The 11,235-nt window shown below is 64.2% G+C and carries 9 protein-coding genes and 1 pseudogene; 6 read left to right on the top strand and 4 right to left on the bottom strand.

The window, feature by feature from the left end:
- Positions 1–50: 50 nt before the first annotated feature.
- A complete protein-coding gene (locus ACFOPO_RS08765; RefSeq protein ID WP_386702811.1) occupies positions 51–1,148 on the top strand; it encodes a hypothetical protein in 1,098 nt (365 codons plus the stop codon).
- 747 nt (positions 1,149–1,895) lie between these two features.
- Here the strand turns inward: ACFOPO_RS08765 and ACFOPO_RS08770 are convergent.
- From ACFOPO_RS08770 to ACFOPO_RS08785, 4 genes are all read right to left on the bottom strand, one after another.
- The gene (locus ACFOPO_RS08770) at positions 1,896–2,369 is read right to left on the bottom strand and encodes a hypothetical protein (RefSeq protein ID WP_386702812.1); all 474 of its coding nucleotides are present in this window, start codon (positions 2,367–2,369) and stop codon (positions 1,896–1,898) included.
- A gap of 395 nt (positions 2,370–2,764) precedes the next feature.
- Positions 2,765–3,550 carry an NrdJb gene (locus ACFOPO_RS08775; protein WP_386702813.1) on the bottom strand — a complete coding sequence of 262 codons (786 nt, stop codon included), beginning with the start codon at positions 3,548–3,550 and terminating at the stop codon, positions 2,765–2,767.
- A gap of 93 nt (positions 3,551–3,643) precedes the next feature.
- Entirely contained in the window at positions 3,644–4,189 is a 546-nt protein-coding gene (locus ACFOPO_RS08780) for a hypothetical protein (protein WP_386702814.1), read from the bottom strand.
- 297 nt (positions 4,190–4,486) lie between these two features.
- Positions 4,487–6,655: an adenosylcobalamin-dependent ribonucleoside-diphosphate reductase gene (locus tag ACFOPO_RS08785; RefSeq protein WP_386702815.1), complete on the bottom strand. Its 2,169-nt coding sequence runs from the start codon at positions 6,653–6,655 to the stop codon at positions 4,487–4,489.
- A gap of 538 nt (positions 6,656–7,193) precedes the next feature.
- Between ACFOPO_RS08785 and ACFOPO_RS08790 the strand changes: the two genes are divergently transcribed.
- The 5 genes and pseudogenes from ACFOPO_RS08790 to ACFOPO_RS08810 all read left to right on the top strand — a co-directional run bounded on the left by ACFOPO_RS08790 (position 7,194) and on the right by ACFOPO_RS08810 (position 11,205).
- Positions 7,194–8,627, top strand: coding sequence for a trypsin-like peptidase domain-containing protein (locus ACFOPO_RS08790; protein WP_386702816.1), 1,434 nt, complete (start codon positions 7,194–7,196; stop codon positions 8,625–8,627).
- A gap of 68 nt (positions 8,628–8,695) precedes the next feature.
- A complete protein-coding gene (locus ACFOPO_RS08795; RefSeq protein WP_386702817.1) occupies positions 8,696–9,058 on the top strand; it encodes a hypothetical protein in 363 nt (120 codons plus the stop codon).
- Between the two features lie 9 nt (positions 9,059–9,067).
- Positions 9,068–9,496 (top strand): annotated as a pseudogene (locus ACFOPO_RS08800) (phage holin family protein); the annotation flags it as partial.
- Between the two features lie 156 nt (positions 9,497–9,652).
- Entirely contained in the window at positions 9,653–10,087 is a 435-nt protein-coding gene (locus ACFOPO_RS08805; RefSeq protein WP_386702818.1) for a hypothetical protein, read from the top strand.
- Between the two features lie 101 nt (positions 10,088–10,188).
- Positions 10,189–11,205 carry an AI-2E family transporter gene (locus ACFOPO_RS08810; protein ID WP_386703286.1) on the top strand — a complete coding sequence of 339 codons (1,017 nt, stop codon included), beginning with the start codon at positions 10,189–10,191 and terminating at the stop codon, positions 11,203–11,205.
- Positions 11,206–11,235 lie beyond the last annotated feature (30 nt).

Consider the following 11,235-nt stretch of genomic DNA (forward strand, 5'->3'; position numbering starts at 1 on the left):
ATCAGTACGTTTTCCGGCGCGGGTCAGAGGCCAATGAGCTCTGGGAACACATGTTCGACAATCGCCCTGTGCGATTGCTGTACATAGGCGGAAGCGGCTTCGACGTCAGGGCGCAAGTCGTCATGCGTGAATGCGTTGGTAGCATTCTCGAATCGAGCGCAACGGTCGAATCTGCCAGTCTGGCGCTAATCAACTTCTCCAACTACAGCCTAGACGAGGAACTGGAGCAGCTGACCGTAGAGAACGGCCAAAAGCTGGCAGACATATTCTCGACGATTGGCAATGTCGAGCACGTTCGATTCGGGCTCTCAGAGGAGGGAGAAGAGCTAAGCTCCAGCAGCGCCCTGCGCGCAGGTAGGGATGCGATCCTGCAAATGGTGGCCGATCAGACGGACATCATTCTTGATGCAAGCTCGCTGCCCAGGGTCATCTACCTAGCGCTGCTGACGAGCATTCTTCACCACTTAATCCCCGACAAGGAGGCGGACAACGCCTTGGCTGCCGGCGGGGTCAACTTTCAGGTGCTCGTGGCCGAAGACGCCGCCTTGGACGGGCAGATCATGGCCGAGGATCCCAGCAGTGAGATTGTCTGGGTACCCGGCTTCTCCAGCGCCATGCAAGCCGAAAGCGTCCAAGACTGGCCATTGGTCTGGTTTCCGATCCTGGGCGAGCATCGCCTCAACCAGTTGCAGCAGATCGTCAAAGGCAGCGACATCCCGGGAGAGGCTGAAGTGTGCCCGGTCGTGCCGCATCCCTCCCGTGATCCACGTCGGGCAGACCGCTTGCTGGTCGAGTACAAGGAAGTACTGTTTGAGTCACGGCGTACTCCCACCAGCAATGTCCTATATGTGCATGAAGCCCAGCCGTTCGAAGCCTACCGCCAGTTGCTGGGAGCGATGAAGCGGTACCGAGAGAGCATGGCCATTCTGGGGGGCTGTCGGCTTGTCGTGACTCCGTTTGGCAGCAAGCTAATTACTCTCGGAGCGGGACTAGCTTGCTTTGAGATGCGGCCACAAGACCTGGGTGCGCAGTACGGCGTAGCGATTCCCCACGCAGAGCCCACTCGCTATGTGGTCGCCGCACAAGCAGTCAGCGAATCCAAGCCGGATATTTGCAGCTTGCTCTTGACTGGTGCGGCCTACGCTTGAAAGCTCTCTGGCGGTACCTGATCGGTCATCGGCAGGAAACCTCGTAGCGCCTCATCTGCCGCTTTCGGATCTGAGCAAACACAGGCAGGCACTACGTGCGCTGCAGTGGTTGGCCCGCGCCTTTACCTAAGCTTCTCATGCTTAGTCCATTCGACTAAAGCCCTTTAGCACGTGGTGAACCATCGCCGCCCCAGTGCGACCCTATGGGGTCGCTAAAATGTTCCAGACAGCGTGGGATCCGCCGCCTCGATCCCGATGGTCAAGGAGCGGCAGCCACGCTACGGCATTGCTGGTGAAGGTCAACAACATAGATGCCAGACGGTCGTCGATGTCTCGATCGAGAACGCGCGCCGATTGCCTTCAGTAAAGTTTTGCACAGGAGCAAACTCTATTGCCTGAAATAGAATTCTATTGTCCAAGATAGAACTCTATTTTTGGCAGACACCTTGATCCAGGTGGCCTTGCCGGATGGAAAGTCGCCGTAGCCGCGACGATCGTTGTCACCCTCGACGCCTACGAAGCAATGGGCATCACTGCCGGCGACGACCAAGCGGGGAACGCCCCGCAAGCCCTGCTGAAAGTCCTTGATATACTTTCCGTTACCGGGAGTGGGTTCATTTGTAAACGCGCCGCAAATATCAAAATTGCGCGACTCGAAAATTGGTGAGCTTCGTACTAGGCCAAGGAAGTAGGCGTAGTGCTCCCGCCATTTGGCCTCGCTCAGGCCATCATTAGTGTCATGGGCATCTACCCGATGGCCTGCTCATCAGGCACTTTGGCGATCGCGTCCCTGTAGCTCTCACAGTTCAACCCCGCGATCCCGGCCCCGACCAAGAACGCCTTCGCGTCGTCGGCGTGAACCTCGGCTTTCTTGAAACCATGGTGCACTAACTTGGCCTCGCCGACGTGATTGCGCGCAAGGTCAATCAGGGCGGCATCGGAAAGCGGGCGATTTGCGAGTTTGAGCGTTAGGTTCGACAGGAAGCCCCGCAGCACCTCGTCCTGGACTTGATCCGAGAACAGGACATGCGCATTTAGACGCCCTTTCATTGGCGCCGCCAGCCGCAGCTCAATGCCCGGGAAAATCGTCTTGGTCAGTGTTGGCGCATCGGCGTCCCGCAGACGACGCTGCAGCGCGAACCAGCCATCAAAAGTCCAGTAATCCATCAATGCAAACACCGCAGGCTTGGCGGCATTGAGGGCATGAATCATCTGGTCCACTAGCGCCTTCTTCGCAGGGGATGCTGGGTCTGGATCGAATTTCGCCCCTCGCCACTGGAAAGAAGCTGGCGTATGGATGTGCAGATCCCACTGCCGCCACACCGCCCCCCGCTCATACGGCTGGTCCGTCACCTGGCCCTCTTCCCTGATCTCTAGCGCCTAGTGAAAGCGAACCAAGGCGCGCGTGGCTACAAATCTGCTGTGAAAAGTGCCTTCACCTGGGCCACGGTCCCTGCCCCACCGCCTCGGCACTTCCCTTCCATTTCTCTGGCAACTTAGTGGGTGGCGCGAACTCATTAGCCTGTACTGCGTGTTCACTAGCCCATTCCGCCTTCCAAACTAGCGCCTTCTATGTGCCCCCACACAACACCAAACAACCAAGTATCCAGTTTGAATCAGCCGGAACACTTGCTGTACCCGCAGTTCAAGCACGTCGCGCAGCCATCCATGATGACGACCGCCTTGGTGTTGCACTTGTGGCACATCGTCGCGCTGGGCGGGAAGCTGGCGCCCTCGCCGGTCACTTCGACGTCCTCGCTGCGCGGGGTGTCGCTGGTGCGCGGTTCGGGGAACAGGCCGCCGGTTACGTCAGAGTTTTTTTTTGACAGCTGGTTGTACGCAGCGCGCTTCTCGGCGATCAGGGCGCGCTGGGCGTCGCTCATCTCCGGGTCGTGCATCAGGCCGATCGACTTGAGGTGGTCCTCGACGATGCTGCCCAGCTCGGCCACCAGCGACGGCATGTAGACGCCGCCAGCCTTGAAGTAGCCGCCCTTCGGGTCGAACACGGCCTTCATCTCGTCGACCAGGAACGTCACGTCGCCGCCCTTGCGGAACACGGCGGACATGATGCGCGTCAGCGCGACGATCCACTGGAAGTGGTCCATGTTCTTCGAGTTGATGAAGATCTCGAAGGGACGGCGCAGCTCGTGCTCGGTGCCGGCGTTGAGGACGATGTCGTTGATCGTCACGTACAGCGCGTGCTCGAACAGCGGCGATTTGATCTTGTAGGTGGAGCCGATCAGGATTTCGGGGCGCTCGATGCGCTCGTGCATCTGGATGACGTCGGCCGTCGGCAGCGACTCGATCGCGGCGACCGGCGCGGGACGCGCAGCCTCTTTCGCCTTGTCTTCCGGGGTGACGACGCTGTAGCCCTTGATTTTCTTGTCGATCTTGACGGCCATGAACCCGCTCCTGGTGCGGTAACGCTGATCTAGTTATGTGTGACGCTTAAGGCGGTCGCCGCGCCGCTGGGACGCGGCGACCAATCGGGGCACTTACTTCCTGGCAGCTTTCTTCGCAACCTTCTTGGCGGGTCGCTTGGCTGCCTTTTTCGCCGCCTTCTTGGCAACGGCCTTCTTGGCCGGTGCCTTCTTCACAGCTTTCTTGGCGGCTGATTTCTTCGCGACCTTCTTCGTCGCAGTCTTCTTCGTGGCCTTCTTGGCGGCCTTCTTCACGGCCTTCTTGGCAACCTTCTTCGTTGCCTTCTTCGCCGTCTTCTTCGCCGCAGCCTTCTTCACCGCCTTCTTCGCGGTCTTCTTGGTGGCGGCCTTCTTCGTGGCCTTCTTGGCGGTCTTCTTGCCGGCCTTCGCCCTCAACGTCGAAGCTTCCTTCTTGGCCTTGGCGCTGGCAGCGGCGAGCTTCTTCTTGGCGGTGCCTACCGCCTTCTTGGCGGCCTTGCGTGCCTTCTTGGCGGTGGTCTTGACCGACGCCACCGCTTCCTCGGCACGGTGCATCACCGCGCTGGAAATGTTCGATGCAGTTTCTTTCACGTTATCGGCGGCCTGCGACAGGCTTGCCGTCACTCCGTTGCCATTGCTCATGTGCCCTCCTGACGGGCGTCAAAACTGGTTGGCCTGGTGCGGTAATCGGGGTGTTGCAAGGCGATGCTATACCTGCTGCAGCTGCACGGCACGATGAATGCGTCGCGCATATGGGCCGCGTACATGAACGCGGAACCGGCCCGGTTTCCGCGTGGAGGCGTCGACGCCGCCCCCTGCCTGTTGCCGCTGCTACTTCCGCTACTGTCGACTCGAAGTGCGAGGGGAACCTGCTTCCCCCGGGTGCCATGTTTCCTTGACGCCTGAAAGCAGGCCCCTCGCAGCGCTCGATGCCAGCGCTTAGAACTTGCCGTAATACCCTTCCTTCAAGGCGTCGAACAGGTTGGCGGCGGTGTGCATCTCGCCGTCGTACTCGATCTGTTCGTTGCCCTTGACCTCCAGCACGCTCCCGTCTTCCAGCTCGAAACGGTAGGTCGTGTTCTCAAGGTCAGCTTCCTTGACCAGCACGCCCTGGAAGGCGGCCGGGTTGAAGCGGAACGTGGTGCAGCCCTTCAGGCCCTGCTGGTGGGCGTAACGGTAGATGTCCTTGAACTGCTCGTACGGGTAGTCGGTCGGGACGTTGGCGGTCTTGGAGATCGAGCTGTCCACCCACTTCTGCGCCGCGGCCTGCACGTCGACGTGCTCCTTGGGGGAGATGTCGTCGGCGGAGATGAAGTACTCCGGCAGCCTGGCGTGGTCCTCTTCGGAGAACGGCATCGCCTTGGCGTTGACCAGCTCGCGGTAGGCCAGCAGCTCGTAGGAGTAGACGTCGACCTTTTCCTTCGACTTCTTGCCTTCGCGGATGACGTTGCGGCTGTAGTGGTGCGCGAACGACGGCTCGATGCCGTTGGAGGCGTTGTTGGCCAGGCTCAGCGAGATCGTGCCGGTCGGCGCGATCGAGCTGTGGTGGGTGAAGCGCGCGCCGGTCTCGGCCAGCTCGTCCACCAGCTCCGGCGCCACGGTGGCGACGCGCTGCATGTAACGGCTGTAGCGGGCGTGCAGGACGCGGCCGGGGATGTCCTGACCGATCTTCCAGCCGTCCTTCACCATCTCCGGACGCTTGCGCAGCATCTCGGCATCGACGGCGAACAGCTCGTCCATGATCGGCGCGGCGCCCTTTTCCTTCGCCAGTGCCAGGCCCATTTCCCAGCCGGCCACGGCCATCTCGCGGGAGATGCGCTCGGTGAACTCGCACGACTCCTTGCTGCCGTACTTCATGCGCAGCATGGTCACGGTGCTGCCCAGGCCGAGGAAGCCCATGCCGTGGCGGCGCTTGCGCATGATCTCGTTGCGCTGCTGCTCCAGCGGCAGGCCGTTGACCTCGACCACGTTGTCGAGCATGCGGGTGAACACGCGCACGACTTCCTTGTATTCCTCCCAGTCGAAGGAGGCCTGGTCGGTGAACGGGTCGCGCACGAACTTGGTCAGGTTGACCGAGCCCAGCAGGCAGGCGCCGTAGGCCGGCAGCGGCTGCTCGCCGCAGGGGTTGGTCGCGCGGATGTTCTCGCACCACCAGTTGTTGTTCATCTCGTTGACGCGGTCGATGAGGATGAAGCCCGGCTCGGCATAGTCATACGTCGAGACCATGATCATGTCCCACAGGTGGCGGGCACGGATGTGGCCGTAGATCTTGCAGGCCACCAGGCCGTCGTCGCGGACGATGTAGTTGCGGTGGGTCGGCCACTCGCGCCACACGACCTGGGTCGCGTCGTCGAGGTTGATGTCGCCCTTTTCCTTCATGTTGACCGGGAACACCAGCGGCCAGTCGGCGTCGGTGTCGACGGCCTCCATGAAGCCATCGGTGATCAGCAGCGACAGGTTGAACTGGCGCAGGCGGCCGTCTTCGCGCTTGGCGCGGATGAAGTCCTTCACGTCCGGATGGGAGACGTCGAACGTGCCCATCTGCGCGCCGCGACGGCCACCGGCCGAGGACACGGTGAAGCACATCTTGTCGTAGATATCCATGAAGGACATCGGGCCGGAGGTGTAGGCGCCGGCGCCGGCGACGAACGCGCCGCGCGGACGCAGCGTCGAGAATTCATAACCGATGCCGCAGCCGGCCTTCAGGGTCAGGCCCGCTTCGTGGACCTTCTCGAGGATGCCGTCCATCGAGTCCTCGATGGTGCCCGAGACGGTGCAGTTGATCGTCGAGGTGGCCGGCTTGTGCTCGAGCGCGCCGGCGTTGGACGTGATGCGGCCGGCGGGAATGGCCCCGCGGCGCAGCGCCCACACGAAACGCTCGTTCCAGTACTGCTGCTTCTCGGCAGAGGGCTCGGCTTCGGCCAGGGCCTTGGCGACGCGCTGGTAGGTGGCGTCGATGTCGGCGTCGACTGCCTTCCCCGTCTTGGTCTTCAGCCGGTACTTCTTGTCCCAGATGTCCTGGGAAGCGGGCTGCATCGGGATCTCCCTCTCGAGGTCCCCCCCTGCAACCGCGGCCGTCTTGACCGCCTCGAGGCGCACTGTGCTCATGCCTGTCCTTTCTCCTCGTTCTGGCAGCGGATCGGGACCGCTGCCGGTGGATTCTTATATTGGTTGCCGCTCTGCCAACGACGGCTCAACAGCCGCCGACGGCGATGCCCGCGACCGGTCTTGCACGTCCGCGAAGCATTGGTTTTGGTTCGAATAAGGGCTCATCTTGCTCCCGTTCCGCGCCATCCCCCGAGGACGCTCACAGTACTGCAACTCTAAGCCGGAAAACCCTGACTTTGGGCTCCCGTCGCCTGCAAACCACTACATGTAGTGGCAGAGGCGAGGGTTCAAGCTAAACCCGGTGTTGGATTTAGTCAACGCTTTTTTGATCGCAGTCACAATGCGTGACGGGCGTCAGCGATGCACTGCGGCAGGTGCACTTGCAACACCCGTCCATCGGCGATGCGCGCTACGGGGGGCTGCGGCACCGGCGCGAATGGCGGAAACTTCATGGCCTATTTAGTGGTCTTGCCAGACACTGGCGCCATTCAGCCGCATTGCGGCCGACGCCCCCTCCCCTCCAGCCAGAACGACGCCCATGCGCCCTCTGCCGACCCTGCTTACCCTGTCCCTGGCCGCCGCCTTCGGTGGTTTCGCCGCTACTGCTATCCGCGACGGCCTGGAAACCCCGGCCCAGGCCGCGCCCGCCGCCGCCACGGCGGTGCCGGCCGTTGCCGCGCTGCCCGCGGTGGTCAGCGGCCAGCCGCTGCCGTCGCTGGCGCCGATGCTGGCCAAGGTCACCCCGGCCGTGGTCAGCGTCCACACCAAGCAGCGGGTCAAGGTCAGCCCGTTCGGCGGCGACCCGATGTTCCGGCGCATGTTCCCGGAGCTGACCCAGGAACGGATCAACGAGTCGCTTGGCTCGGGCGTGATCGTCGACGCCCAGCGCGGCTACGTGCTGACCAACCACCATGTGATCGAAGGCGCCGACGAGGTCTCGGTGACGCTCGCCGACGGCCGCACGCTCAAGGCCGAGTTCCTGGGATCGGATCCCGACACGGACGTGGCGCTGATGCGCATCAACGCGCCCAACCTGGTGGCGCTGCCGCTGGCCAACTCCGATGCGCTGCGCGTGGGCGACTTCGTGGTCGCGGTCGGCAACCCGTTCGGCATCGGCCAGACGGTGACGTCCGGCATCGTCTCCGCGGTCGGCCGCACCGGCCTGCGCGGCCTGGGCTTCCAGAACTTCATCCAGACCGATGCGTCGATCAATCCCGGCAACTCCGGCGGCGCGCTGGTCAACCTCAACGGCGAACTGGTCGGCATCAACACCGCCAGCTTCAACCCGCGCGGTTCGATGGCCGGCAACATCGGCCTGGGCTTCGCCATCCCCACCAGCCTGGCGCGGAACATCATGGGCCAGCTGATCGCCAACAACGGCGTGGTCATCCGCGGCACGCTGGGATTGGAGTCCCAAACCGTCGATGCGCGACTCGCACAAGGCCTGGGCCTGGACGAAGCGCGTGGCGCGCTGGTGACGCAGGTCTACGCCGGTGGCGGCGCGGCCGCGGCTGGCGTCAAGCCGGGCGACGTGATCGTCGCCGCCAACGGCGAGCGCATCGACGACCCCGACGCGCTGCGCAACTTCGAAGGCCTGCAGGCCGTCGGCAGCCGCGTTGCGCTCGACGTGCGTCGTGACGGCAAGGTGATCCAGCTGAACACTTCGCTGCGCGAACAACCCAAGTCGTCGCAGGGTGCGGAGATCGATCCGCGCCTCGCTGGCGCAGTGTTCGCCGAATTGCCCGAACGCCTGCGCCAGTCGGGTTATTCGGGCGTGCTGGTCGAATCGGTCGCGCGCGGCAGCCGCGCCGCGCAGAACGGCCTGCAGAAGGACGACATCATCACCGCCGCTACGTCCGGTTCGTTCGAAGATCTTTCAGGTTTCCGCGCCAGCTTCACGCAGGCTCCTGCACAGTTGATCCTGCGCGTCGTACGCGGCGGCGGCCGGCAGGGCAACTTGCCGATGCAGTGACGTTGGGTCACCCTGATCCGAGGTCATGTTGGGCAGGACCGACCTGCACCCTTACGGAGGAGCACCTGATGAATTCCACACCCAGCGATGGCATGAAGGCACACCTCGGCGAAGCCGGCGGCCATCTGAAGCAGGCAGCCAGCGATGCTGGCGAAGCATTGCGCGGCGCGGCGACTGCGGCCGGCGATGAACTGCGTGTCGGCAAGGCCAACGTGAAAGCCGACCTGGCTGACTCCGCCCTGTCGGGAATCGCTGCGGCCGAACAGGCCGGTGGCGTCGCCCGCGAGCAGGTGGATGCATTGATGGACAAGGGACGCGACCTGATCGACAGCGCCGCCGAACTGATCCGCGAGCGTCCGCTGGCGTCCTTCGGCGTGGCATTCGCCGCCGGCTGGATCATCGCCAAGCTCGCCCGCAGCGGCGACAAGTAAGCACACGTCGTGAGCCAAGCCGGGGACGAGCGCGAGCCTGACGGACCTCGGGTCGAAATACCGGGTGGGCCGCCGGACCTGGGCGAGGTGCTGGGCGGGCTGGGCGCATCCGCGCGCGCCAGCCTTGGCGCCGCGGGCGAATCGGCCAAGGCGCTGCGCAGCCTCGTCGCGGCCGATCTGTCGCTGGCGCGCAGCGCACTCGGTCGCGCCCTGGCCTTCACCGGCATGGCGATCGTGTTCGGTGCCTCGGCGTGGTTGTTCCTGATGGGCAGCCTGATCGCCTTCCTCACCGCGCTGGGCTTGTCGTGGTTGTTGGCAATGCTCATCGCCGCACTGCTCAGCCTCGCCGTGACCGGCTATGCCTGCTGGCGCGCGATGCATTACTTCGACCACACGCGGCTGCAGGCCACGCGCCGGCAACTGGCGCGACTGGGAATCGGCGAGCTGTCCGACCTCATGCCCAGCCCGGGCTCCAGCGAGTCGGCGCGCGAGGTCCACAAGCGTCACGCGCAGACGCCGTCGGGCGAGCCGAAGAAAGACCGGCAAGGCATCGATGTCGCGCCGCCATGACTGACCACCGTCCACAGGATCGCCATGCGCTTTGAACAGCTGATCCAGAAGGTCGACCAGGCCGAGGACGTGCTCGAGGCGAGCGAGCGTCGCGTCGCCGCGCAACTGGGCGGGCTGCGCGATACCTGGCGCGAGGCGTGGACGCCTGGGCGGATCGTCATCGCCGGACTCGTCGCCGGATTTGTCGTCGGCCGCGCCGAACCGCTGCGGACCGTCGCCAAGGGCGGCGGGTTGATGCAGTTGATCACGATGGTGTCGGGCCTGTTCGCCGGCGGCAGTGCCCAGGTGGCGGCCGAGGGCGCCGAGCAGGCGGCAGCCAGCGCCGAAGCCGTAGCGGGCACATCCGGCCCGGCCACTGCAACGCTGACCACCGAAGACGAGGACGCCGCGACGCTGGCGCGCGCCGAGGCAACTGTGCAAGCTGCACGCGTCGCCGTCGTCGATCCGGTCGAACCTTGAGCATCCCAGCACCCGAGATTCCTGCCGAGCCGGTACTGTCCGACGACGGCGAGGTTGCGCCGAGCCCGGCGCAGCAGAGACCGCGCTCGTCCAGTGCCGCGATGGTGCTGGCCACGCTCGCGATCGGCTACACACTGTGGGCGGCGCAGGAGCTGATCCTGCCGGTGCTGCTGGCGATGTTCTTCGCGCTGGTCGGCAACCCGATCATCCGCACACTGCAGAAGCTCTTCATCCCGCGCTTCCTCGGCGCAGTGCTGGTGCTGGTCGGTGGCCTGGCGGCGGCCGGCGCGCTCGGCAACCAGCTGATCGAACCGGCCGGCGAATGGGTACGGCAGGTGCCGCGCGAAATGAAGTCGATCGCGCCCAAGCTGCGCGACCTGACCAAGCCGATGCTCGACGCCAACAAGGCCGCGCAGAACATCGCCCGCGCCGCCGGCGGCGAAAGCACCGGCAAGCCGGTGCAGGTGATCCGCACCGAACTCAACGAACCCTACAAGGCGCTGACCGCGACACCGCGACGCGTGGCGTCGGTGCTGGCGGTGGTGCTGCTGACGTTCTTCTTCATGGTCTACGGCGACAGCCTGCAGCGCAACGCGATCGCGCTGCTGCCCACGCGCCAGCAGAAGAAGCTCACGGTCGACATCCTGCATTCGATCGAGCGCGCGATCTCGCGCTACGTGCTCACCATCACCCTGATCAACATCGCCGTGGGCCTGGCCCTGGCCGGCGCGCTGTACTGGCTCGGCGTGCCGCTGCAGGAGGCGCTGCTGTGGGGCACGATGGCGGCGATCCTCAACTTCGCGCCGTACGTGGGCCCGCTGATCGGCATCGTGATCATGCTGCTGATGGGCTTCGTAGCGTTCGACAAGCTGCTGCCGTCGCTGTTGCCGGCGGGCATCTACCTGGTGCTGCACACCATCGAAGGGCAACTCGTCACCCCGATCATCCTCGGCCGGCGCATGCGGCTGTCGCCGCTGGTGCTGATCCTGGCGCTGATGGTGTTCGGCTGGCTGTGGGGCATCGTCGGCCTGCTGCTGGCGGTGCCGCTGCTGGTATGCGTGAAGCTGGTGCTGGACCGGATCGAAGGGCTGGGAGGCTGGGCGCGGCTGCTGGAGTGACCGGTCACCGTCGTCCCGGCGAAAGCCGGG

The organism is Lysobacter sp. GCM10012299, assembly GCF_042649405.1.
GTDB lineage: Bacteria > Pseudomonadota > Gammaproteobacteria > Xanthomonadales > Xanthomonadaceae > Lysobacter_J.